We start from the raw sequence: 23,844 nt of genomic DNA, 5'->3' as shown, positions 1-23,844 counted from the left end.
ACACAAGCCCTTCGACCTTCGTAGCGGGGGCCAGATTTGAACTGACGACCTCTGGGTTATGAGCCCAGCGAGCTACCGAGCTGCTCCACCCCGCGTCGCTCCTAAGACATTACATCAGGGGGTACGGGAGCGGCAAAACGGCCCCCGGCGACGCGCGCCGGGGGCCGTTGAGCAGCGGGATCAGCCTGCGGGGCTGGGGGTGCTGGCCGCTTTCTGGGCCGCGTCCCACTCCTTCATCGCGGCGTCGAGCGCGGTCAGTGCCCGCCCGTACCGGTCGAAGTCGCCGGACTGCTGGGCGGCCCGGACCTCGTTGATCGCGGCCTGGACCTTCTGCGCGGCCTGGTCCAGCGTGCCGGCCGTGGCCGGTGGGCTGGACGACGCGGACGGCGATGGTGTCGCGGATCCGCTGGGTGCCGGCGTGGGCGTTCCGCCACCGGGCTGTTCGGCCGGTGGTGGTGTCGTGGGTTGCCCCTTGGCCGCCGCGTCGACGAGCTGCGTGATGCCCTCGGTGATGCTGTTGGCGAAGACCGAGTAGTTGCCGTCGCCGAAGGAGAGCAGTACGCGTTGCAGCAACGGGTACGCGTTCTCGTTGTTGCCCTGTACGTAGATCGGCTGGACGTAGAGGATGCCGTCGCCGAACGGCAGGGACAGCAGGTTGCCGTACTTCAGCTGTGCCTTGCCGTCCGCGGTCAGCTGGCTGATCGCGGTACGCGCGTTACCTTCCGTCGTCATCCGCTGGAAGATCTGTTCCGGGCCGAGCACGGTCGTCGAGTCCGGTAGTTCCAGCAGTTGGAGCTTGGGATCGCCGCTCGCGTCGTAGTACCCGGAGATGATCGAGGCGAGGTTCTGCCGCCCGTTCGGGTTGAGCGCGGAGGTGAGCTGGAACGTCGGCGTGGTCTGGCCGCCGAGCGGCGTGTTCAGGTAGTACGGCGGCTGGCGTAGCGGCGCCTCGTTCTCCGGCTGGCCGGGCGTGTTCGGCACGGCCCAGAAGTCGTCGCCGGTGAAGAAGCCGCCCGGGTCGGTGACGTGGAACTTGGACAGCAGGTTGCGCTGCACCTTGAACATGTCGACCGGGTAGCGCAGGTGCTCCATCAGGGACGGGCTGATCTCCGCCTTCGGCTTGATCAGGTCGCCGCCGAACGCGTTGTTCCACGCCTTGAGCACCGGGTCCTTGGTGTCGAACTCGTAGAGCGTGACCGTGCCGTCGTACGCGTCGACGGTGGCCTTGACCGAGTTGCGCATGTAGTTGACGTCTTCGCGGGCGAGCTGGAACGTGCCCGCGTTGGTGGTGGCGTCCTGCGTCTCGGTCTGCAGGTTTATCCGCTGGGCGTAGGGATACGTCGCGGAGGTCGTGTAGCCGTCCAGGATCCAGACGATCTTGTCGTCGACCACGGCCGGGTACGGGTCGCCGTCGATGGTGAGGAACGGCGCGACCTTCTCCACCCGGGAGCGGGGGTCGCGTTCGTACATCAGCCGGGAGTTCTCGTTGACCGCGTCGGAGAGCAGGAAGTTCGTCTCCGCGTTCTTGATCGCGAAGAGCAGGCGCCGGGTCAGCGACCCGATCGGGATGCCGCCGGTGCCGGTGTACGTGTAGTACGTGTCGTTGTTCGAGCCGGGCCGGTCGAACTCGCGCTTCTTGTCCGCGGACTCGGAGCCGACGATCGCGTAGTCGTTCGCCACGTCGCGGGTCTGCTCGCCGTAGTAGACGCGCGGCTGGCCGACCTTGATCTCCTCCTCGGCGGAGGAGCAGCCCTGCCGCTGCTGCTGCGCCTGCTCGGGCGCGGCCTCGGAGAGGAAACCGGAGACGAAGTACGGCTGGCCGTTGCACTCCACGCGGTTCGCCGGCGCGGCCACCAGCCCGTACCCGTGGGTGTAGACGGTGTGGCGGTTGATCCAGTTGCTCTGCTGGTCGGTCAGCTCGCTGTAGTTGACCTCCCGGACGCCGACCACGTAGTCCTGGCTCTTGCCGTCGACCGTGTACCGGTCGATGTCGAGCTTCTCGCCGAAGTCGTAGAAGCCGCGGACCTGCTGGAGCTGTGTGAACGTGTCGGACACCAGTTGCGGGTCGAGGAGCCGGATGTTCGGCACCGTGCTCTGGTCACCGGCCAGTGTCGGCGGTGGCGTCAGCGTGCGCGAGTCGAACTTCGTGACCTCGCCGGTCGAGATGTTGAACGCGTCCCGCGTGGCGTTGATGCTCCGCTCGATGTACGTCGCCTCCTTGTCCCGGATGCTCGGGTTGACCTCGAAGGTCTGCACCGCCCACGGGTAGATGCCGCCGATCGAGGCCGCGGAGATGCCCAGCAGCGCCAGCGAGACGCCGGGCCAGGTCAGGTTCCGCATGAAGGCGTTGGAGAAGACGATGATCGCGATGGCGACCACGATGGAGATGTACGCCAGAATCTCCTTGGCCGGCAGCAACGCGTTGATGTCCGCGTAACCGGCGCCGTAGAGGTCCGTGCCGCTGTTGTAGTCGAGCAGCAGCGCCCGCCGGTCGAGCACGTAGGCCACGGCCTTGAGCAGCACGAACGCGGCGACGAGCGAGGTCAGGTGCGCGCGGGCGGCCGTGGTCATCCGGTCGCCGATGCCCTGCAGCCGGACGCCGCCGAAGACGTAGTGCACGGCCAGCGAGCCGATCACGGCCAGCACCACGGCCGTGAAGCCGACGCCGAGCACGTACCGCCAGAACGGGTACTCGAACACGTAGAAGCTGACGTCGATCTTGAACTCCGGGTCCTCGACGCCGAACGGCACCGAGTTGCGGAACAGCAGCCAGTCCTGCCAGTGGTTCTGCGCGGAGAGGCCGGCGAACAGGCCGACGATCACGGACAGCACCACGATCCAGGTGCCGACCCGCGGCGTCAGCACCATCCGGTACCGCTCCAGGGTGGCCTGTTCCGCCGACGGCGGCCGCAGCAGCGGGCGCAGCCGGAAGGCCAGGTAGAGATTCGCTCCTATGACCACGGCCATCGCCGCGCCGACCGCCACGAACAGAAGCAGCTGGGTCAGCAGCACGCCGGTGAAGACCTGTGTCTTGTCGACCTCGTCGAACCACAACCAGTCGGTCCAGGCATCGACGCCCCAGCCGAGCAGGGTGAAGAGGACGAACACCCCGATCAGGACGCCGATGGTCGCGCGGCCTCGCCGGCTCATCCTCGGTAGGGGACTGTTACGCACTACCACGGTTGGCTCTCCGCCCGCTATAGGTCCTGCGCCAGCCGGTGCCTTCCGGCCGGAGTTGTCTTCTTTACGAGCACAAGACTACGGCCTGTGGTCACAGGAGTCGTCACGCGCCTCGCTCACGTTCTGATCTCACAAACGTCCCACATACAGGAAAAACACAGGCTCGATTCAGCAGAGTTCGGGGGTACGGCCGGCACGCAGCGCGTCCAGCGCGGACAGCGCGTCATCGAGTGTCGCCACTTTGAACATGGGCAGGCCGTCGACCGCGTTCTGCTTCGCCTCCGCGCAGTTGCCCTCCGGCACCAGGAAGACCTCGGCACCGGCCCGCTTCGCGCCGACCAGCTTCTGCGGGATGCCACCGATCTCGCCCACGTTGCCGTCCGCGTCGATCGTGCCCGTACCCGCGATGATCTTTCCGCCTGTGAGGTCCTCGGGCTTGAGCTTGTCGATGATGCCGAGCGTGAACATCAGCCCGGCGCTCGGGCCGCCGATCTCGTCGAGCTTGATCTCCAGCGTGAACGGCGGCTTCTCCGCGATCTCCACGCCGATCCGCGGCTGCCCCTCGAGCTCCTGCGTGGTGATCGCCACGGTGAGCGCGGCGCCGGCCCGGGTGACACCGACGGTCCGCTCGGTCCCGGACGGCTTGGCCCGGACCAGCTCGGTCAGCCGCGGCGCGGTCCCGACCGGCTCGCCGTCCACCGAGGTGATCACGTCGCCGACCTGGAGCTTGCCCACGGACGGGCCGCCGTCGGTGACCTTCTCCACCGTGACGTGCACCGGCAGGCCCAGCTTGCGCAGCGCGGCGGTCTCCGCGCTGTTCTGCGACGCCTGGAACTCCTCGGCGTTGCGCTGGTCGACCTGCTCCTCGCTCTCGTCCGGCGGGTAGATCAGCTCGCGCGGCACGACCGCCTCGGTGCCGTCGAACCAGCCCAGGATCGCACTCACCAGGTTCGGCTCCGGCTGGACGCCGACCGTGGTCAGGCGCAGCTGGCCCGCGGAGGAGGAGACGTCGGTGCCGGAGATCTGGATGACCTCGGCGTCCTTGTCCTTGCCGAGCGTGTCGACGGTCGGGCCGGGCTTGAGGATCACATAGGGGATCGGGGCGTACACGGCCGCCATGGTCAGCACGAAGGTGATGAGCGCACCGACGAGAACCGTGAACCCACGACGTTTCATGTCGCTGAGCGTACCTACAGCGGCGTCACTGGTCGTTTCCTGTGTATCAGGTACCGATTCGCTATGAGCGCAAGGCCGGGACCCGCGCGAATGCGGTCGGCGCGCGTACCGTTGACGACGTGCCTGACATCCCGTTCGGTTTCGCCCTGCCGGGCGCGCAGCCGCCCGATCCCAACGACCCGCAGCAGATGCGGCAGTTCATGGCGCAGCTGCAGCAGCTCCTCGCCTCCCCTGGCACCGGCCCGGTGAACTGGGACCTGGCCAAGCAGGTGGCGCTGAGCCAGCTCGCCGCGAACGGGGATTCGTCCCTCACACCGTTCGAGCGCAGCTCCGTCGACGAGGCGCTGCGCCTCGCCGATCTGTGGCTGGAGCCCGCCTCCGCCCTCCCCTCCGGCATCCGCTCCGCCGTCGCGTGGAACCGGACCGAGTGGGTCAACCGGACGCTCGACGTCTGGAAGAAGCTCTGCGACCCGGTCGCCGGCCGCATGGTCTCCGCCATGGGCGACCTGGTGCCCGAGGAGGCCCGCGCCCAGCTCGGCCCGATGCAGTCGATGGTCGCCACGCTCGGCGGCGCGCTCTTCGGCGGCCAGCTCGGCCAGGCGCTCGGCTCGCTCGCGGCCGAGGTGCTCTCCGCCGGCGACATCGGCCTCCCGCTCGGCCCCGCCGGCATGGCCGCGATGGTCCCGGCGAACATCGCGCAGTACGGCAAGGGCCTCGAGCTCCCCGAGGACGAGGTCAGGCTCTACGTGGCGCTGCGCGAGGCCGCCCACCAGCGGCTCTTCGAGCACGTCCCGTGGCTGCGCAGCCACGTGCTCGGCGCCGTCGAGGCCTACGCGGCCGGCATCGTGGTCAACCGCGAGGCGATCGAGGAGGCGATGGGCCGCATCGACCCCGGCAACCCGGAGTCGATGCAGGCGATGGCGCTGGAGGGCATCTTCAGCCCCGAGGACACGCCGCAGCAGAAGGCCACGCTCAACCGGCTGGAGACCGCGCTCGCGCTGGTCGAGGGCTGGGTGTGCCACGTGGTCGACTCCGCGGTCGAGGAGCGTCTGCCCAACGTCGTCCGGCTCGGTGAGGCATTCCGCCGCCGCCGCGCCGCCGGCGGTCCCGCGGAGCAGACGTTCGCCGCGCTGGTCGGCCTGGAGCTCCGCCCGCGCCGCCTCCGCGAGGCAACCGCGCTGTGGGCCGCGCTCACCGAGCACCGCGGCGTCGCCGGCCGGGACGCGATCTGGTCCCACCCCGACCTGCTCCCCACCGACGACGACTTCGCCCACCCCGAGGTCTTCGCCCGCTCCCAGCTCGACTTCGACCTCGCCGAACTGGACAACCTGCCCAGCGTCGACGACCCGTCCGAGCCCGGCTCGACGGCGCCCGACGCGTCGGCGCCCGGCGACTCGGACAAGCCGGACGAGTCATCCGGCGACGGCCCCGCGAAGGCATAGCCAACCGGCATCTCACCGGTGATCGGGGCGTCCCCCACGTCGTTCCAGCGACATGGGGGACGCCCCGATCTGTGCGAGGGCGGCATCCGGTGAACGCTCGTGCCCGTCCACCGGCCGTATCTCACCCGCTCAGGAGCGCGCGGGTCACATCCCGGCTTCCGTTGCCGCGGGGCTGCCGCGGCATCTCACCCGCCGAGCAGCGCTCGGGTCACATCCCAGCCCTCCACGGCCGGGTCCAGCGCATGCAGGTCGTCCGGCGTCCGCAGCCGCCGCCACTCCGGCGCCGACCCGACGTGTTCCGGCCGTTCCGCCGCCTTCCGCAGCACCGCCGGGTCCCCCTCATCAAGATCAAAATCAGGCAGCCACAGGGGTACGGGTACCCGCGCCGCCACCCCCACGAGCCCTCCGCCGTCGCCGTCCGCCCGCGCGGTCGCCAGCGGCCGCGTCGTCAACGGCCGCAGCAGCTTCCCCACGGTGAGCCCCGGCAGGTTCGGCGCATCGCCCGCCACCAGCGCCACCTGCGCGAACCCGTCCGCCCCCGCCGCCGCGAAGATCTCCCCCGCGCTGAGCCGCCCCACCCGGTACACCGGCATCCCCGGCCAGGAGATCGCCTCCGCCAGCCCGAGATCCTCCTCGACACAGGCGATCCCGGCCTCCACCTCCGCCAGCCCGCGCAGCAGATCCACCACGTCCTCCGCCAGCGCAGCCCGCCACTTCCCGAGCTCCACCCCCGGCGGCGCCCACCTCACCGGCACCAGCACCGCCACCGCCACCCGCCTCGTCATCCCCTCACGCTATCCGCCCCCGAACGACAGCCACGCCGCGCGCCGCGCGGGGCCCGTCCGGATGGCAGCCGCACGGCTCCGTCCTGCGGGACCCCGTGCACCCGATCGGCGGGACGTTCACCGGACAGGCTCTCGGCGCGGCTGGCCGGCCGCGCCGAGAGCCGGCGCGGCCCGTCGCCGGGCAGGGGGCTCGGCACACCACCAGGCCCCGGAGCCAGCTTGACCATCGCCGGACAGAGCCTCAGCGCGTCGCCCGACGCCCGGAGCCGACTAGGCACGCGGCCTCGGCACGCCACCCGACGCTCGGAGCTGGTTCCGCCGAGAAGCGGCAGGCCGGGCGGGCGGGGGTGTGTAGGTGGCGACGGCGGCGGCCGCGTCCGGGCACTCTATGCCCGAAATTTCGGGAAAAGCAGCCCCGCGGTCGGCAATGTCTCGCGCTAATCCTCGACAAGTTCAGTGACTACGGACGAGTCGGGGGTCGACGCGGGAAGCTCGGCTACGGTCGGGCGGGTTTTCGGTGCCACGGCGGGACCGGCAGGGAGGAGCGCCAGCGACGACCGGTGCCCGCGGGAGCATGCGGACCGCCACCACGCCGGAAGCGGGAAATGGATTTTAAGGGTTTTGAGCGGTTAATCGTCCATGACCATGCCGGTGGCGGCCGAAATGCCTTCCAGGTAGCCGCGGGCGCGTTCGGTGCGGGGGTGGCGGCCGACGAGGTCCCAGAAGAGGGCGTTGTGGCTGGGGATGATGAGGTGGACGAGCTCGTGCAGGAGCACGTAGTCGATGACCCACTCGGGCATCTCCTGGATGCGGTGGGAGATGCGGATGGTGCGGTCGGCGGGGGTGCAGGAGCCCCAGCGGCCGTTCTGGTTGGTGACCCAGCGGACGCTTTCCGGGACGACCACGGTGCGGTAGTCGTCGAGGTAGCGGGCGATCAGGCGGCGCGCACGCGCGAGCAGCTCGGCGTCGGTGCGGCAGAGGCGTTCCTCACGGGCGGCGAGGCGGGCGAGCATCTTGTCGACCCACTCGGTCTCCTCGGCGCGGGAGAACTGGTCGGGGATGAGGACCACGACGCGCTCGCCGTCACGATAGGCGGACACCGTCCGGCGACGACGCTGACTGCGCCGCACCTCGACGACCGGCTTCCGCGTAGCAGCCATTACCGGCCCGCGGTGCCTCGGGTTCCGTTCACATCGGCACGCTAATCCCTAGTGACCAGGGGTTCGCAAGAGCCAACCGGGTGAACTGGGCCCAAAAAGTCCCCTTTTGGGCTTGGAGTCCGAAAAAAAGTTGTCGCGGCAGCGAGACTACCCGGCGGTTTCGGGGGTTGGACATGGGGGGTGGACTTTTTTGATCATCGAGGTGGACGACGGGGAAACCTTCTCCGGCGTGTCCGCACGAACCTGCCCAAAACAGGGCAATACGCCGGGCAGACTCCACCTCGACGCACGCACCGGACATGGAAGCGGCCGCCACTGGGTAGGGGTTCGCGGTGACCGCGACCCGCCGGCGGCGGTCGCGACGAACAGCCGGCGCCGAACACGAGGTCGCCGCGCCGGGAAACACCGCGGCGCGGCACGCCGGTCACCGAAACGAGGAGGGCACCGTGGCCACCAAGACCCAGACATACAACGGGTACTGCGTGAAGTGCAAGGAGAAGCGGGACTTCGAAGGCGAGGTCTCGGTCTCCAAGACGGGGATGAACATGGCGAAGGGCAAGTGCCCGGTCTGCGGCACCACCATGAACCGCATCCTCGGCAAAGCCCCCAAGGAATGACGCAGCGTGCTTGACAGGGGGCGGCCGCAGCCGCCCCCTCGGCTTTTCCGCCCGACATCCGTTACCGCGACGACTCAAACACGTTGAGTAAGTGCGGGCGCATGCACTCCCTGTGGATAACCCGCTTCGTTCTGTGGATAACACGGTGCACAGCCGTGCGGCCCTGTGGATAACCCGGGAGCCGGACGCCGCATCGGTGACACAGTGTCACCCATGAGCACGCCCACGCTGTACCGCCCGATGCTGATCCCCGGCCTGGCCCGGGTGTGGCGCGACCGGCACACGCTCCAGCTCGGCCTGGACCGGCGTCGCGCCGTGATCCTCCAACTGGCCGCCGGCACCGCCGGTGAGCTGCTCGACCTGGTCGACGGCACCCGGTCCGAGGGCACGATCCTGCAGCACGCCCGCCGTCTCGGCGTCCGCGACGAGGACGCGATCGGTCTCCTCCACGCGCTCCGGGCCGCCGGTCTCCTGCTCGGCGCCCACCATTTCCTCCCCAGCCGCCTGCCCGAGGAGGCCCGTTCGCGGCTGACCGGCGAGGCCGCCTCGATCGCGCTGGGTGATCATGGGGCTGTGGACAACCCGGCCCGTGTGCTGCGCCGCCGATATGCGGCCGACATCACCATCACCGGGCCGGGGCCGGCCGCCGGGCCGATCGCGGTCGCGCTGGCCCAAGCCGGGGTCGGCCGGATTCATGCCGACCTGTCCGGTCCGGTGCTGCCGTCCGACCGGGCCGGCGGCGCGCTGGCCCCACCGGCCGGCGAGGAGAGACGCGCCGCCGCCGTGGCCGCCGCGGTCCAGCGGGTCGCGCCGGACGTGCGGGTCAGCCCGGTGCCGCGCGGCCGGGCCGCGATCGTGGTCCAGCTGGGGCTGGACCGGCCGGCCCCGGTGATCGCGGCCGGGTTCGCCCAGCGCCGCCAGGCGCACCTGCTGGTCGGCGCGCGTGACGGCACCATGGTGGTCGGCCCGCTGGTCCCGGCGTCCGGCGTGCCGTGCCTGCGCTGCCTCGACCTGCACCGGCGTGACCGCGACCCGGCCTGGCCCGCGCTCGCGGCGCAGCTGCTCCCCCGGCCGGGCGCGGAGGGCGCGACCGGTGGCGCCGCGACCGTGCTGGCCGCGGCCGCGATCGTGGCCGAGCAGGTGCTGGCCTACCTCGACGGCGCGACGCCGGAGACGATCGGCGCGGCGGTGGAGGTGGACGGGCCGTCCCGGGTGCGCCGGCGGCGCTGGGCACAGCACCCGGTCTGCGACTGCGGGCGGCGGCATCGCCGATCTCCTCGCTTCCAGCCCGACACCCACCCGGTTCCCCAGGCACAATGATCTGGTGACCGATATCCCCCGACGGGCGGCCGCTCGCACTGCCAAGCTCGCCAGCCTGCCGCTCGGCTTCGCCGGGCGGACGGTGCTCGGGCTGGGGAAGCGCGTCACCGGCATCGCATCAGACGTCATCTCCGCGGAGATCCAGCAGCGCACCGCCGAGCAGCTCTTCAGCGTGCTGGGGCAGCTCAAGGGCGGTGCGATGAAGTTCGGGCAGGCGCTCTCGGTGTTCGAGGCCGCGCTGCCGGAGGAGCTCGCCGGGCCATATCGGCAGGCGCTCACCAAGCTGCAGGAGGCCGCTCCCCCGCTGCCCGCCGCCAGCGTGCACAAGGTGCTCGCGACCGAGCTGGGTGAGGACTGGCGGTCCTGCTTCGCGGAGTTCGAGGACGTGCCGGCCGCCGCGGCCAGCATCGGTCAGGTGCACCGCGCGGTGTGGCGTTCGCCACCTCCGGGCCGCGGCCGCAAACGCGTGCCGGACCGCACGGTCGCCGTGAAGATCCAGTACCCGGGCGCCGGGGACGCGCTGGTCGCGGACCTGAAGCAGCTGTCCCGGCTGGCCGGCATGTTCCGCGCGATCCAGCCCGGCATAGACGTGAAGCCGCTGATCGCGGAGCTGCGCGAGCGGATCGTCGAGGAGCTGGACTACGAGCTGGAGGCCGAGACCCAACGTGCCTTCCACGCGGGGTACGCGAAGGATCCGGACATCTACGTCCCCGAGGTGATCCGCGCGACACCACGCCTGCTGGTCACCGAGTGGATCGACGGCACGCCGCTCTCCGCGGTCATCGCGGACGGCACCCAGGAGGAGCGCGACGAGGCCGGCCGGCTCATGGCGGTGCTGCACTTCTCCGCGCCCCGGCGCTGCGGCCTGCTGCACGCGGACCCGCACCCGGGCAACTTCCGCATCCTGCCGGACGGCCGGCTCGGCGTGATCGACTTCGGCGCGGTGGCCCGGCTCCCCGAGGGCCTGCCCGAGCCGGTCGGCCGGCTGCTCTCACTGGCGCTGGCCGGCGACGCGGACGGCGTGATGGCCGGGCTGACCACCGAGGGCTTCGTCCGGGCCGGCGACACCAGGCTGGACGCGGCGGCGCTGCTGGACTTCCTGATGCCGATGCTGGCGCCGGTCGCGGAGGAGGAGTTCCAGTTCACCCGCGCCTGGCTGCGTGGCGAGGCGGTGCGGCTGAGCAGCCCGAAGTCCCCGGCGTACCAGTTGAGCCGGCACCTGAACCTCCCCCCGTCGTACCTGTTGCTGCACCGCGTCACGATGGGCTCGATCGGTGTGCTCTCCCAGCTGGAGGCCAGGGCGCACTACCGCGGCATCGTCGAGGAGTGGCTGCCGGGCTTCGGGACGGACGAGTAAAGAAGCCCCCGGCCCGGACGGGCCGAGGGCATCAGACGAATACCGACGGTGTGGTGTTATCCGCGCATTTCGCGAGCGGCCCGCTGACGGGCCTCCATCGCGACGCGACGGGCGGATCGAGGTGCCTCAGCGCTCCGGAGTGCGGCCTGAGGCTGTCGCATTCGTACCCTCGACAGCGCTTCGTGAAGTAGTTGCATCTTGCCGGCTCCATTCAGAGTCAGAGCAGTCGTTTCGGGGGTCATCTCGAGTACCGGAGCCGGTCGGTGACCGGCGTCGATGCTGATCGGGTGCATGTCAGGCCGCCAGCCGGACGTTGCTGCGGGTCTCGGCCAGCTCGTTGGCCGCCATCCGCGCCTCGACCTCGGTGCGGAGCTCCGCGTCACGCGCGGCGTCCTCCTTGCGCGGACGGCCACGGGGCCGCTTGCGCGGAACGACCGCGCCACGCTCGAAGATCTCGCCGCCCCAGACGCCCCAGGGCTCGGCACGGTCCACGGCACCGCTCAGGCAGGCAGCGCGCAGCGGGCAGTCCCCGCAGAGCGACTTCGCCAGCTCGAGCTCGGCCGGGACGTCCGAGAACCACAGGTCAGGGTCGAACTTCCGGCAGGGCAGGTTTGCCTCCAGCTCGACGTTCGTGTCAAGCACGGCAAGGGCCAGACTCATGCCCGGTCACCTCTCTCTCGCTTCGATCTCGTAGATCGCTTTCCGACGTGGTACGGGGGTCGGAGTCTTTCCGAACCCGGTGTGCGGGCTTCGAAAATGACGAAGGCCGCGGATCCCGGTAAGCGGGTTCCGCGGCCTCGAGGTGAGCCGGTTGGTCTGTTAACTCAGACCGGCCTTCCTCGAGGTGGAACACCGCGGGCACCGCCGAAGGCTCGCTCGGAGCCGACAGTCATGCCCTTGTTGCCCGTGATCCCCTTGAGTCCCGCAGAGCCATTGCGGCCCTGGAGAGACTCTTTGCTGCTGCTGACCAGAGAGACACCGGTCCTCTGGACCCGAATCGCGCCATCTGCCACCGGCTGATCCAGCACCAGTTCGGCCTGGGTGCGGACCTGGTCCACCTGCGGCATGACGGAGACGACCGACCGGTCGCGTTGCCACGACGGCGCATGCGCGCTCGCCGGGGAAACGGGCCGGACCGGACCGTCGACGGACAGCAGGAGGGCAGGGGACATCGATGGGATCTGCAGCATCGTGTAGATCTCCACTGGGGTCACCTTCTCTCTCCGCTAGCCGTTGACGAATACGGTTTCCAACCCCTCCGAGCAGCACGAAAGCGCGTGCTCGGTGAGGTGTGATCTGAGGCTATGCCCCTCCCACGCGAGGAGGCAAACGAATTAATCCGAGTTCTCAGAAGTTTTTTTGCCGGTGACTTCGTCGACCGTCGCGCCGCCGATCAGCGCCACCACCGGCTCGGCGTAGAGGCGCTGCTTGCGGGGCCCGATGCCGGCGATCTCGACCAGCTGTTCCGGCCGGCTCGGGCGGCGTTCGGCCAGCGCGACCAGCGTGGCGTCCGTGAAGACCACGTAAGCAGGAACTTTCTGCCCCGCGGCGACCCGGGCACGCCAGTCGGTCAGGCGCTCGTACAGCTCCTCGTCGAGGTCGCTGGGGCAGCTCGGGCAGCGGCCCAGCTTGCGGTCCACACCGGCCAGCAGCGTGGCCCCGCAGACCCGGCAGGACGCGATCGGCACGCGGCGCCGGTCAGGTTTCCGACTCTCCTCCTTCTGGAGAGAGCGGGTGCGGGCCGCGGGACGCTCGAAGCTGGGCAGGAACCGGCACGGGCGGCGCGGGCGGCCACCGGGCGACCGGCTCTGCGCGTAGGAGAGCCACAGCCAGTGCCGGGCCCTGGTCACGCCCACGTAGAGCAGCCGGCGCTCCTCCTCAAGGGCTTCAGGCGTGCGCGCGTACGTGGTGGGCAGCGTCCCCTCGGCCAGCCCGACCAGGAACACCGCGTCCCACTCCAGGCCCTTCGCGGAGTGCAGCGAGGCCAGCGTGACGCCCTCCAGCGCGGGCACATGCTGCTGCGCCGCCCGGCGGGCCAGCTCGTCGTTGAAGCCGCTCAGCGTGGCGTCGCGCTGCACGGCCGCGCCCTCGCCGATCGGCAGGATGTCCGGCACCGCCGCGAAGTCCACGGCCAGCTGCACGAGCGCGGCCAGCGCCTCCCACTTCTCGCGCGCGGCGCCGCCGGTCGGGGGCGTGTCCGGGGACCAGCCGGTGGCGGCGAGCGCCTCCACCACGGCCGCGCGCAGCGGTGTGCCGGACGGCGTGGACCGGGTGGCGGCGCGCAGCGCGACCATGGCCTGGCGGATCTCCGGGCGTTCGAAGAAGCGTTCGGCGCCCTGGATCACGTACGGCACGTGCGCCTCGGTGAACGCGGCCTCGTACGCGGCGGACTGCGCGTTCGTCCGGAACAGCACCGCGATCTCGCGCGCCGGCACGCCGGACCTGATCAGCTCGACGGCTCGGCGCGCCACCGCGGTCGCCTCGTCCGGCTCGTCACCGAAGATCCGCAGCTCCGGTTCGGGCCCCGGCGCGCGCTGCCCGACCAGCTCCAGCCGCAGCCGGGCCTCCGCGCCGCGCGCGGCCTGGATCACCGCGTTCGCCAGGCCGACCACCTGCGGCGTGGACCGGTAGTCGCGGGTCAGCCGCACCACGGTCGCGCCGCGGAACCGGCGGGAGAAGTCGATCAGGTAAGACGAGGTGGCGCCGGTGAACGAGTAGATGGTCTGGCTGGCGTCGCCGACCACGGTCAGGTCGTCCCGACCGCCGAGCCAGGCGTCGAGCAGCCGCTGCTGCAACGGGTTCACGTCCTGGTACTCGTCGACCACGAAGTGCCGGTACTGCGATCGGATCTCCTCGGCCACGTCCGGGTGCTCCTCGATGCCCCAGACGGCGGCACGCAGCATGTCCTCGAAGTCGATCACGCCCTGGGCACGCTTGATCCGCTCGTACTCCGTGAAGACCGCCGCGACGCGCTCCGGGGCCAGCGGCGGCTCACGCATCGCCTTGACCGCGGCGGCCGGGTAGTCCCCCGGCTCGACCAGCGACGACTTGGCCCACTCGATCTCGCTCGCCAGGTCGCGCGCGACGAGCCGGTCGGCGCGCACGTTCGCCCGGCCGGCCGCGAGCGTCACCAGCCGCGCCTTGCTCTCCAGCAGCTGCGGCATCTGCCGGCCGTCCAGGATCCGGGGCGCGAAGTAGCGCAACTGCCGGAGCGCGGCCGCGTGGAACGTGCGCGCCTGCACGCCGGGCACGCCGAGCGCGACCAGCCGCGCGCGCATCTCCGCGGCGGCGCGGGCCGTGAACGTGACCGCCAGCACGTGCCGGCCGGAGATCTCGCCGGAGACGACGCGGTGCGCGATGCGGTGGGTGACGGCCCGGGTCTTGCCGGTGCCGGCGCCGGCCAGGATGCAGACCGCGCCCGCGGGGGCGGTCACCGCCCGGAGCTGATCCGGGTCCAACCCGGCTATGACGCTGTCACCCACGGCGTTCGAGCCTAGGTCATCCCCGGTGCGACGGCCTCTCGCCGGGCCCGGGATTATCCGCACACCGTCCCTGGTTGAGGACGATGATCGGGTCACGAACGCCTGCCGAGGGAGAGAACCTGCCATGTTGACCATGTACTCGACGAGCTGGTGCGGATACTGCCACCGCCTCAAGACTCAGCTCGACCGCGAGGGCATCGGCTACGAGGTGGTGGACATCGAGGCGGACGAGGACGCCGCCTCGTTCGTGATGGGGGTCAACGGGGGCAACCAGACCGTACCCACGCTGCGTTTCGAGGACGGGTCCGCGCTTACCAACCCGTCGATCGTCGCGGTGAAGGCGCATCTCAAGGCGCTCGCCGCTTAAGCTCTCAGCAATATACGGCCGCCGATTGTGATCATTTACGATCGGCGGCCGTTTGGTTTGGGTTACAAGGTCCAGATTTCTATTAATCTGCGTCCTGGTATTTGACCAACATGCGACTCTTACGGTCCCACATCAGCGATGAAGCGGTTCATAATGGACGGCGGCGAACTGTTGATGCTCCCCGATAACTGACGTGTGGAGGTTTCGGTGTCTCCTGCGCCGAGCCCGATAGTCCGGCGACGCAGGCTCGGCCAAGAGCTGCGCCGTCTTCGTGAGGCCGCGGGCCTCACCGGCGACCAGGTCATCGAGCGGATCGGCTGGGCCTCCGCGTCCAAGCTCTCCCGCCTGGAGAACGGGCGCAGTCGCCCCGATCTCGGCGACGTGCTCGACCTGCTCGACCTCTACGGCGTGTCCGGGGCGCCCCGCGACGAGCTGATCGCGATCACGCGCGACGCCGGCAACACGCGGGCCTGGCTCCGGGCGTACCCGGTGATGACGCCGCAGCAGCGCGACTGGGCCGAGCTGGAGGCCGGCTGCGTCGACATCCGGGAGTACGCGCCGATGTTCGTCCCCGGCCTGATGCAGACGCCGGAATACGCCCGGTTGCGCCTGATCTCCGCGCGCCCGCTCGCACTCCCCACGCCGGACGGCCGCGGCCCGGAGAGCCTGGAGAACCAGGTCAACGCGCGGATCTCCCGCCAGGGCCTGCTCCGTCGGCCGGATGCGCCGCGGTACGACGCCGTGCTGGAGGAGACCGCGCTCATCGGCCGCGGCGGCCCGCCGGACATCCTGCGCGGCCAGGTCGGCCACCTCCGCCGGCTCGGCACGCTGCCCAACGTCACGATCCGCGTGCTGCCGCGCACCGCCACGGTGGCGAACTGGTACCTGGCACATACCAGCTTCTCGATCTACCGGTTCGCCGACCCGCAGGACCCGGAGACGGTCGCGGTGGAAACGCTCGAGCGTGACATGTTCGTCAACGAGGGCGACGAGGTCCGGCATTACGCCACGGTCTACGACTGGCTCCGCGACGCCGCGCTCTCGCCGGAGGATTCGATGGCGTGGCTCGCCGAGGTGGCCGACACCGTGCACCTCAACAGCCACGCGCCGATGCAGCGCCGCTCGCCGGACCAGCATTTCTCCTGACCGATCTTTCACCATTCCTCGAATGACCCGGCCGGTGGTGTCCACACGCCACTGTCGCCGTTTTCCTCGTGCGCCCCGGGCCTCCTCGGGGGCCCATGACCGGAATGTCGGTCGAGTCCGGCTGTCCATGATCTGAGAGGTACTGCGCGACAGCCCGGCACAGCGCAGACTGGGCGGCGCGGACGTCCCGCACAGAGAGCGCTTTCACTAGCCGAGCCGGGTCGGCCGCTCACTCACAGTGAGCGGCTTTCACTCGTTCGGGTGGCTCCGGCGCCGGAGGGAATCCTCGTGCTTGTCGGCTTCGAATGCCTGCCATAAACATGTCCGTGGTGGACGACTGCAACTTCCACTTTGGTGGGAAGTGCACGAAGCACCACCGAGCGTCACCGGCCGAGATTGGGAGTGGATCATGCGCTATCTGATCGTCCGCACCGATATCCGGCCCGTGGAACCACCCGCGATGGAGACGGTCTGGGCCGACGGCAAGTCCGTCCGCGACGAACGGACCACCCCCGAGCCCCGCCGCCAGACCGTCCTGGCTCAGGACCGCGCCGCAGCCCTCGACCTCGCCCGCGCACTGTCCGCAATGGGCGCGGTCCGCTCCGGTCGCCAACGCGTCAAGATCATCCGCGTCGGCGACCCCAAAGCCTGGCAGTCCCGCGACCTCGAACCCGTCCCCGACGCCTGACAACACTCCGTCACCGACGACAAACCCACGATCTCCTTTTCCCGTTTCGGCGTGGCCGCGGTCCGCATGCCCCCGTGGGCGCTCTGCCGGCCTGGGGCCGAGCCAACCTCCGACGTGCCGAAGACTCCGCTGGCGCTCCGCTTCGGCCCGCCGATCGGAGCCGGTTCCGCCGTGGTCACCGAAGACCAGGATTCATGCGGCTTTGCGGATCGCCGCCGGTTTGTGGCTACGTGGATCGGGCGCCGGCACGCCCGAAAATTCGGCAAGTAGAGAACCTGCTGCGCTTTCGGCGTCGAGGTCTGAGCGCCCACGGCGATCACCCGGGCACTGCGCGCCCGATATTTCGCGATATCGACGGCGGGAGATCTTCGTGATCATGGCGGTATGTACGTTCTCCACGCTTCGAGTGCCCGAGACCGTGGAGAACGTACATACCGCCATGATCACGATCGGAGGCCACGGTCGGCATGCGACCTGGAGCCGAAGGACGGGCCGGGCCCACCCCTTGGAGGCACACACGGTGAGCAAATCGAAAAGCCTTGCCATCGAACGGGAATGGCGGCGATCACCCAATTAGAGTTTTATATACGGAAATTTCGGGCGTAGGGTGCCCGGCCGCACGAGAGCGCGGGCGACCGAGACGGAGCTGCGGCGCGCACGTTGTCCTCGGGCGCTCCACGCCGAGATTCCGGGCGCCCTGCGCCCGAAAGCCTGCCACGTCGACCATCTGCTGGTGGCGTGGCATGGAAGCGCGGATGGGGTTTTGGGGAGCACGGCGAAACTGGCTCCTCGCGTCGTGCGGAGCGCCAGCGGAGCCCGACGCGAGGTTTGCCCGCGGGAGCAACGCTGCCGGACCACACCGGAAGCGGGCAAACAAGACCTTGATCTGAGGTTGCCGCCTCCCGACCGGCGCGCATCCCGGCGGCGAGGCGCACGGCCCAGCCATCGTGCCGGCGGGCTCGGGGTCTGGGGTCGCCCCCAGGCAAGATCGAGCGCCCGCGGGAGCAACGCTGCCGCACCACACCGGAAGCAGGCAAACAAGACCTTGATCTGAGGTTGCCGCCTCCCGACCGGCGCGCACCCCGGCGGCGAGACACGCGACCCAGCCACCGCGCCAGCGGGCTCGGGGTCCGGGGTCGCCCCCAGGCAGGCTTCTGCGGGGCGGGGTCAGGAGCCCAGCCAGGAGGCGATCAGGTAGTGGGCGATGGAGGCGCCCATGGGGAGACCGACCTTGAGGCCGTCGTGGGTGAGGACGTCGCCGCCGTCGATGATGGTGCGGATCTCGCGGCGGGTGAACCAGCGGGCCTCGACGATCTCCTCCGGGTCGACGGTGATCGGGAGCGTCGGGTCGGCGACCGCGTTGAAGCCCAGCATCAGGGACGCGGGGAACGGCCAGGGCTGGCTGGCGACGTAGCTGATCGGGCCGAGCGGGAGGCCGACCTCCTCCGCGACCTCGCGGACCACGGCGGCCTCGGCGGACTCGCCGGGCTCGACGTAGCCGGCCAGGCAGGAGAAGCGGCGGATGTCGGGGCTGCCGGACCAGGCCGCGTTGTTGCCGAGCAGGCAGCGGCCGTCGGGGCCGGCCACGCCGTCGTGGACGAGCACGATCATGGCGGGGTCGGTACGTGGCCAGACCTGCTTGCCGCCCTCGTCGACGCGGCTCCAGCCGGCCTCGTGGGTGCTGGTGCTGGTGCCGCTGGTCGGCGAGAACGTGTGGGCGGCGTGCCAGTTCGCCAGCGCGAGCGCGGTGGTCATCAGGCCGGCGTCGCGGTCGTCGAGCTGGTGGCCGACGTCGCGCAGGTTGACGGCCCGGGTGCCGGGGACCGAGGGCAGCGGCGCGTCGATCGCGAAGACCGGGCCGCCGTCCGGCTCCTCCCCGAGGAACATCCGGGCGGACGGGTCGACGACCGGCGCGGTCTCCGGGGTGAAGAGAACCAGTCCGGCGTCGGAGATGAGCGTGCGGCCGCCGGCGCGGGTGTCGAGCACGACCACCCGGGCCCGTTCCCAGGCGGCGGCCAGCCATTCGGCGTCACGCCGCCGGTGGGCGGAGCGGTCCAGCGTGGTGCGTGCCAGCGGCGGTCCCGGGCGTTCGTGCGTCACTGTTGTGCTTTCTCGATCGGTGTCAGGGCCGCGAGCGGGGCCTCGATCTTCTCGGCGTCGCCGAGCACGACCGTGACCGCGCGGGCCGGCGCGAGGTAGGTGGCGGCCGCGGCCGCGACGTCGTCCGCGGTGGCCGCCGCGAGCCGGGCCGAGTGTTCGGCCAGGTGGTCGAGGCGCAGGCCGAAGCCGGCGTACGTGGTGGCCAGGCCCGCGAGCCCGGCCTGGGTGGCGACGCCGAGGCGGAGCGTGCCGAGCGCGTACTGCCGGGCCTGCTCCAGCTCGTCCTCCTTGGGCGGGAGGCTCGCTATGCGGCCGAGCTCGTAGAGCGTCTCCAGCATGGCCGGGCCGGTGACCTCGGTCGCCACGTCCGCGGCGACGGTGAGGGAGGAGCCGGCGACCAGGTGCTCGATCGCGGAGTGCGGTCCGTACGTGTACCCCTTGTCCTCGCGGATGTTCTCCACCCAGCGGGACGAGAAGTAGCCGCCGAAGATCAGGTTGGCCAGTTGCAGCGCCGCGTGGTCCGGGTGGGTGCGCGGGACCGCGGGCAGCGCCATCCGCAGCGAGGACTGCACCGAGTCCGGCCGATGGAGGACGGAGAGCGGGGCGGGCACCAGCGCCGGTACGGGCGGGAGCGCCCACTTCGACGCGGGCACGTCGCCGCCGATCGCCCAGCCGCCGAGGATCTGCTCCGCGGCCTCGATCGCCTTCGCCGGCTGGATGTCGCCGACCAGCACCAGCGTGGCGCCGGCCGGGCGGATCCGCTCGGAGTGCAGCGCGCGCAGCTGGGCCGGGCGCACGGCCTTGACCTGCTCCGGCTCCGGCATCTGGACCGCGTACGGATGCTTGCCGTAGACGCGCTGGAGCAGCGCGGTGCGGGCCACGTGCGACGGCTGGCTCTGCGCGACCTGGATGTGGTCGACCAGGCGGGCGCGCTCGGTGGCGACCTCCTCGGCCGGGTACCGGGCCGCGGTCAGCACCTCCGCCATGATCTCCAGGATCCGCTCCAGGCCGCTGACCAGGCCGTTTCCGGCGAGCATCAGCCGGTCCGGGTCGACGCCGGCGCTCAGCGCGCCGCCGACGGTCTGCAGCTCGGCCGCGATCTCCACGGACGTCATCGTGTCCGTGCCGGAGAGCAGCGTCTGGGTGAGCATGGCCGCGCGGGCCGTGTGCGCCCGGCCGAACGGGATGCGCAGCCGGACCTCGACCAGCGGCACGGACGGCCGGCGGATCGCGATCACGGTCAGCCCGTTGGGCAGCGTCTGCTCGACCTCCGTCGGCAGCTGGAGCGTGGTCGTGGGGCCGAGGTCGGGAAGGGTGGTGACCGTCTTCACTGCTGGACTCACCGCGCCGCTCCCGGAATGACCTCGATGGTGGCCCGGCGCTGCGGCCGGAGGGTGGCGGCTGCGGCCCGGATCTGCTCCTCCGTGACCGCGCCGAGCAGCACGGGCAGCTCGTTGAGCAGGCCCGGCTCGCCGCGTTGCTGTTCCAGAACCGCCATCCGGAGGGTACGGCTGAGCACCGCGTCCGTGTCGCGGAGCAGGTGGGTGGCCATCCGGGCCTGGGTGCGGGCCAGCTCGCCCGCGGTCAGCCCGTCCTCGGCCAGCCGCTCCAGCTCCTCGTCGACGGTGCCGAGCAGCTTGTCCACGTCGCCGCCCGGGGGCAGGTGTGCCTGGAGCAGCAGCGCGGTGGGGTCGCGCACCTCGAACGGCTCGCCCATGAAGCCCAGGTAGCCGCCGATGCTGGTGACCGACCGGTCCTTCAGCACCAGGCGCTCGACCAGGCGGGACGCGTCACCGTCGGTGAGCACCTCGGCCAGCACCACGTAGGGCAGGTAGCCGGCGAAGTCGGCGATCGGGTCCGGCACTCGCCAGGCCGCGGCCACGGCGGGTAGCGGGGCGAGCCGGTCCGTGTACGACGTCCGCCGCTCCTCCGTCAGGTCCGGCTCGTCGAAGCCGGGGCGGACCGGGGCCAGCCGCGCGGCGACGCTGCCGAAGTGGCGTTCGACCAGCACGGTCGCCTCGGCCACGTCGAAGTCGCCGGCGACGGAGAGGACCGCGTTACCGGACGCGTAGTACTTCTCGAAGAACTCGGCCGCGTCCGGGACGGTGGCGCTCTCCAGGTCGGTGAACGAGCCGTAGCCGTCGTGCGCGTTCGGGAACGTGTCGAACATGACCGGCGGCAGCGTCAGCCAGGGGAAACCGCCGTACGGCTGGTTCAGCACGTTGACGCGGATCTCCTCCTTGACCACGTCGACCTGGTTGCGCAGGTTCTCCTCGGTGAGCCGGGGGCCACGCATCCGGTCCGCCTCGAGGAAGAGCGCGCGCTCGAGCGCGTTGCTCGGCAGGATCTCGAAGTAGTCCGTGTAGTCGAGGTGGGTGGAGCCGTTGAACGTGCCGCCGGAGCCCTGCACGTGCCGGAAGTGCGCCAGCTTCTCCAGGTTCGCCGAGCCCTGGAACATCAGGTGCTCGAAGAGATGGGCGAACCCGGTGCGTCCTTCCGGCTCGGATCGGATGCCCACGTCGTAGACGACGGCCACTCCGACCACGGGGGCGCTGCGGTCGGGGGCCAGGACGACGCGCAGTCCGTTGGCGAGCGTGAAACGCTCCACCGGGTACCGCGTCGCGGCTATTTTGTTGGATCTCCGAGCCACCACCCTGCCGACATTAGCGCTTCCCGGCGGAAACGGCCGCGAGCGCGCCCGCCCGGGTGCGCGGAAGCACGTGGCGGCCGACACGGGTGGCCTCCTCCAGGTGCGGCCAGGCGGAGAGGATGAACTCGTCGACGCCGGCCTCGGTGTACTCGTCGAGGCGGGCGGCGACCTCGTCGTACGACCCGACGAGCGCGGTGCCGGCGCCCTCCCGGACCAGACCCACGCCGGCCCACAGGTTGGGCGCGACGGTGAGGCCGTCGGCGGTGCCGCCGTGCAGCCGCGTCATCCGGGACTGGCCGACCGAGTCCATCCGGGCGAAGCGCGCCTGAGCCGCGGCGATCCGCTCCGGGCTCATGCCGGCCAGCAGGCGGGTGGCCTCGCCCCACGCCTCGTCCGCGGTCTCGCGGGCCAGGACGTGGATGCGCAGGCCGAACCGTACCGGCCGATCGGTGGTGGCCTTGAAACGCGCGATGCGGCCGGCGACCGCGGGCAGCGGCTCGCCCCACAGCAGGTACGCATCCGCGTGCGCGGCCGCGACCTGGACCGCGGCCGGGGAGGCGCCGCCGAGGTAGATCGGCACGGCCGGGTCGGCGGGCGCGCGCAGCCCGCCCCGCTCGACCCGGTAGTGCTCGCCGTGGAAGTCGAACGGGCCGCCGGCCAGCGCGCCGCGCAGCACCTGGAGGAACTCACCGGTGCGCGCGTAGCGGGCGTCGTGGTCGAGGAAGTCGCCGTAGGCGCGCTGCTCGGCCGGGTCGCCGCCGGTGACGATGTTGAGCGCGAGCCGGCCGCCGGAGATCGCCTGGAACGACTCGGCCTGCTGGGCGACGAGCGTGGGCAGCGCGAAGCCGGCGCGGACCGCGACCAGCAGCCCGAGCCGTGACGTGCGCTGGGCGACGGCGGCGCAGACGATCCACGGGTCCGGGCAGCCGGCGCCGACCGGGGTGAGCGCGGAGTGGAAGCCCGCTTCCTCGGCTGCGCGGCCGACCTCCGCGAGGTATTCCACGCCGGCGGCGCGCCGGTGCGGGGCGGCGCCGGCGGTGACCGTGGCGGCGCCGGCCTGGTCGCCGTCGCCGGACGTGGGGAGGAACCAGTGGAACGTCATCGCGTCAGGCTAGCCCATTCCCTAGTTCATCGCTAGGTTTAGAGGAGTAGGGCTATCCCATGATGTGGACATCACCTTGACCGGGAACCACTACTGAATCGATTGTTCCTATCAAACAAGTAGGCAATATCTGGATTGGATCTCGATGAGAGCTCTTCGGCTGCGAACCCTGGCCGCCGCCGTGGCACTTGCCACGGCCACCGTGGGCGCGCTCGCCGCCTGCGGTAGCGCAGGCGGGGCCGGCGACGAGACCGGCGGCCCGGTCACGCTGCGGCTCGGCTACTTCCCGAACATCACGCACGCCTCCGCCGTCGTGGGCGTGGAGAAGAACATCTTCAAGGACAAGCTCGGCACGAACGTCACGCTCGAGACCAAGACGTTCAACGCCGGCCCGGCCGCGATCGAGGCGCTGTTCTCGGACGCGATCGACGCCACCTACATCGGGCCGAACCCGACGGTGAACGCGCACTCCAAGTCCAAGGGCGAGGCGGTCCGCGTGATCTCCGGCTCCGCGTCCGGCGGTGTCGCGCTGGTGGTCAAGCCGGACATCAACTCCGCGGCCGACCTCAAGGGCAAGAAGATCGCGACGCCGCAGCTCGGCAACACGCAGGACGTGGCGTTCCGGTACTGGCTCAAGGAGCAGGGCCTCACCGCCACCAAGGAGGGCGGCGGCGACGTCTCCGTGGTCCCCCAGGAGAACGCGCAGACCGTGGAGACGTTCCACAGCGGCGCGATCCAGGGCGCGTGGGTGCCGGAGCCGTTCGTGTCCCGGCTGGTCAACGACGGCGGCAAGGTGCTCATCGACGAGCGCGACCTGTGGCCGGACAACAAGTTCGTCATCACGAACCTGATCGTCAGCACCAAGTTCCTCAAGGCCCACCCGGACGTGGTGAAGGCGCTGGTCGCGGGCCAGGTCGCGTCGAACGACTACCTGCACGAGAACGAGGCCGAGTCGCAGCAGGCGATCTCCGACCACATCGGCAAGATCACCGGCAAGCCGCTGGACCTGGACCTGATCGCGCAGGCCTGGAAGACGATCGAGTTCACCAACGATCCGATCCCGTCCTCGCTGAAGACCGGTCTGGATCACGCGGTCGAGGTCGGGCTGACCGAGCCGGTGGACCTGAACGGGCTCTACGACCTGTCGTACCTGAACGAGGCCCTGAAGTCCGCGGGCGAGCCCGAGGTCGCGCAGCCGTGACGACTCTGCTGATCCGGTCGACAGAACAGAGCGGCGATCCGTCAGGCCGCCCGCTCCGCTGCGCTCCGTGG

Annotated in this window: 19 protein-coding genes and 1 tRNA gene; 8 read left to right on the top strand and 12 right to left on the bottom strand. The window is 70.7% G+C overall.

The window, feature by feature from the left end; all coding sequences use genetic code 11:
• Window positions 1-21: 21 nt before the first annotated feature.
• The 3 genes from OP04_RS17955 to OP04_RS17945 form a co-directional block, all read right to left on the bottom strand.
• Window positions 22-95: transfer RNA gene (locus tag OP04_RS17955), tRNA-Met, on the bottom strand.
• An 85-nt stretch (window positions 96-180) separates the two neighbouring features.
• The gene (locus OP04_RS17950) at window positions 181-3,150 is read right to left on the bottom strand and encodes a UPF0182 family membrane protein (protein ID WP_232323632.1); all 2,970 of its coding nucleotides are present in this window, start codon (window positions 3,148-3,150) and stop codon (window positions 181-183) included.
• 198 nt (window positions 3,151-3,348) lie between these two features.
• Window positions 3,349-4,356, bottom strand: coding sequence for a YlbL family protein (locus tag OP04_RS17945; RefSeq protein ID WP_033340850.1), 1,008 nt, complete (start codon window positions 4,354-4,356; stop codon window positions 3,349-3,351).
• A gap of 119 nt (window positions 4,357-4,475) precedes the next feature.
• Here OP04_RS17945 and OP04_RS17940 point away from each other — a divergent pair, with 119 nt between their 5' ends.
• Window positions 4,476-5,798: a zinc-dependent metalloprotease gene (locus OP04_RS17940; RefSeq protein WP_033340887.1), complete on the top strand. Its 1,323-nt coding sequence runs from the start codon at window positions 4,476-4,478 to the stop codon at window positions 5,796-5,798.
• A 185-nt stretch (window positions 5,799-5,983) separates the two neighbouring features.
• Here the strand turns inward: OP04_RS17940 and OP04_RS17935 are convergent, their stop codons facing one another.
• Window positions 5,984-6,583, bottom strand: coding sequence for a hypothetical protein (locus tag OP04_RS17935; RefSeq protein ID WP_033340849.1), 600 nt, complete (start codon window positions 6,581-6,583; stop codon window positions 5,984-5,986).
• 629 nt (window positions 6,584-7,212) lie between these two features.
• Complete coding sequence (locus OP04_RS17930) at window positions 7,213-7,743, bottom strand: M48 metallopeptidase family protein (RefSeq protein ID WP_033340848.1); 531 nt, start codon at window positions 7,741-7,743, stop codon at window positions 7,213-7,215.
• A gap of 446 nt (window positions 7,744-8,189) precedes the next feature.
• On the opposite strand from OP04_RS17930, the gene OP04_RS55675 reads away from it, so the two are divergent.
• The 3 genes from OP04_RS55675 (at window position 8,190) to OP04_RS17920 (ending at window position 11,037) form a co-directional block, all read left to right on the top strand.
• Window positions 8,190-8,360: a DUF5679 domain-containing protein gene (locus OP04_RS55675; protein ID WP_232323633.1), complete on the top strand. Its 171-nt coding sequence runs from the start codon at window positions 8,190-8,192 to the stop codon at window positions 8,358-8,360.
• A 213-nt stretch (window positions 8,361-8,573) separates the two neighbouring features.
• Window positions 8,574-9,680, top strand: a complete 1,107-nt coding sequence (locus tag OP04_RS17925) for a hypothetical protein (RefSeq protein ID WP_033340847.1) — start codon at window positions 8,574-8,576, stop codon at window positions 9,678-9,680.
• Between the two features lie 4 nt (window positions 9,681-9,684).
• Entirely contained in the window at window positions 9,685-11,037 is a 1,353-nt protein-coding gene (locus tag OP04_RS17920) for an ABC1 kinase family protein (protein ID WP_033340846.1), read from the top strand.
• Between the two features lie 294 nt (window positions 11,038-11,331).
• On the opposite strand, the gene OP04_RS17915 is transcribed toward OP04_RS17920, so the two are convergent.
• The 3 genes from OP04_RS17915 to OP04_RS17905 all read right to left on the bottom strand — a co-directional run bounded on the left by OP04_RS17915 (window position 11,332) and on the right by OP04_RS17905 (window position 14,519).
• A complete protein-coding gene (locus tag OP04_RS17915; RefSeq protein ID WP_033340845.1) occupies window positions 11,332-11,697 on the bottom strand; it encodes a WhiB family transcriptional regulator in 366 nt (121 codons plus the stop codon).
• 164 nt (window positions 11,698-11,861) lie between these two features.
• Entirely contained in the window at window positions 11,862-12,242 is a 381-nt protein-coding gene (locus OP04_RS17910) for a hypothetical protein (protein ID WP_033340844.1), read from the bottom strand.
• A 129-nt stretch (window positions 12,243-12,371) separates the two neighbouring features.
• Window positions 12,372-14,519: an ATP-dependent DNA helicase UvrD2 gene (locus tag OP04_RS17905; RefSeq protein WP_033340843.1), complete on the bottom strand. Its 2,148-nt coding sequence runs from the start codon at window positions 14,517-14,519 to the stop codon at window positions 12,372-12,374.
• Between the two features lie 124 nt (window positions 14,520-14,643).
• Here OP04_RS17905 and OP04_RS17900 point away from each other — a divergent pair, with 124 nt between their 5' ends.
• The 3 genes from OP04_RS17900 to OP04_RS17890 all read left to right on the top strand — a co-directional run bounded on the left by OP04_RS17900 (window position 14,644) and on the right by OP04_RS17890 (window position 16,720).
• A complete protein-coding gene (locus tag OP04_RS17900) occupies window positions 14,644-14,886 on the top strand; it encodes a mycoredoxin (protein WP_033340842.1) in 243 nt (80 codons plus the stop codon).
• A gap of 207 nt (window positions 14,887-15,093) precedes the next feature.
• Window positions 15,094-16,032, top strand: a complete 939-nt coding sequence (locus tag OP04_RS17895) for a helix-turn-helix domain-containing protein (RefSeq protein WP_051798201.1) — start codon at window positions 15,094-15,096, stop codon at window positions 16,030-16,032.
• A gap of 409 nt (window positions 16,033-16,441) precedes the next feature.
• Complete coding sequence (locus OP04_RS17890) at window positions 16,442-16,720, top strand: hypothetical protein (protein WP_033340841.1); 279 nt, start codon at window positions 16,442-16,444, stop codon at window positions 16,718-16,720.
• A gap of 1,167 nt (window positions 16,721-17,887) precedes the next feature.
• Here the strand turns inward: OP04_RS17890 and nudC are convergent.
• From nudC to OP04_RS17870, 4 genes are read right to left on the bottom strand one after another with little or no spacing between them, the layout of a single operon-like run.
• A complete protein-coding gene (nudC, locus tag OP04_RS17885) occupies window positions 17,888-18,820 on the bottom strand; it encodes an NAD(+) diphosphatase (protein ID WP_033340840.1) in 933 nt (310 codons plus the stop codon).
• Window positions 18,817-20,163 carry a M16 family metallopeptidase gene (locus tag OP04_RS17880; RefSeq protein WP_033340839.1) on the bottom strand — a complete coding sequence of 449 codons (1,347 nt, stop codon included), beginning with the start codon at window positions 20,161-20,163 and terminating at the stop codon, window positions 18,817-18,819. The genes nudC and OP04_RS17880 overlap by 4 nt, the downstream gene beginning before the upstream one ends.
• The gene (locus OP04_RS17875; RefSeq protein ID WP_085066549.1) at window positions 20,160-21,470 is read right to left on the bottom strand and encodes a M16 family metallopeptidase; all 1,311 of its coding nucleotides are present in this window, start codon (window positions 21,468-21,470) and stop codon (window positions 20,160-20,162) included. Before OP04_RS17875 ends, OP04_RS17880 begins: the two co-directional genes overlap by 4 nt.
• Before the next feature lie 13 nt (window positions 21,471-21,483).
• Window positions 21,484-22,572 (bottom strand): LLM class flavin-dependent oxidoreductase, encoded by a 1,089-nt coding sequence (locus OP04_RS17870; protein WP_033340837.1) that lies wholly within the window; start codon window positions 22,570-22,572, stop codon window positions 21,484-21,486.
• A 145-nt stretch (window positions 22,573-22,717) separates the two neighbouring features.
• On the opposite strand from OP04_RS17870, the gene OP04_RS17865 reads away from it, so the two are divergent.
• Window positions 22,718-23,773: an ABC transporter substrate-binding protein gene (locus OP04_RS17865; protein ID WP_033340836.1), complete on the top strand. Its 1,056-nt coding sequence runs from the start codon at window positions 22,718-22,720 to the stop codon at window positions 23,771-23,773.
• The last annotated feature ends 71 nt before the right edge of the window (window positions 23,774-23,844 follow it).

Source organism: Catenuloplanes japonicus, assembly GCF_000717135.1.
Taxonomy (GTDB): Bacteria; Actinomycetota; Actinomycetes; order Mycobacteriales; family Micromonosporaceae; genus Catenuloplanes; species Catenuloplanes japonicus.
This window is presented reverse-complemented; position numbering and strand designations above follow the sequence as displayed.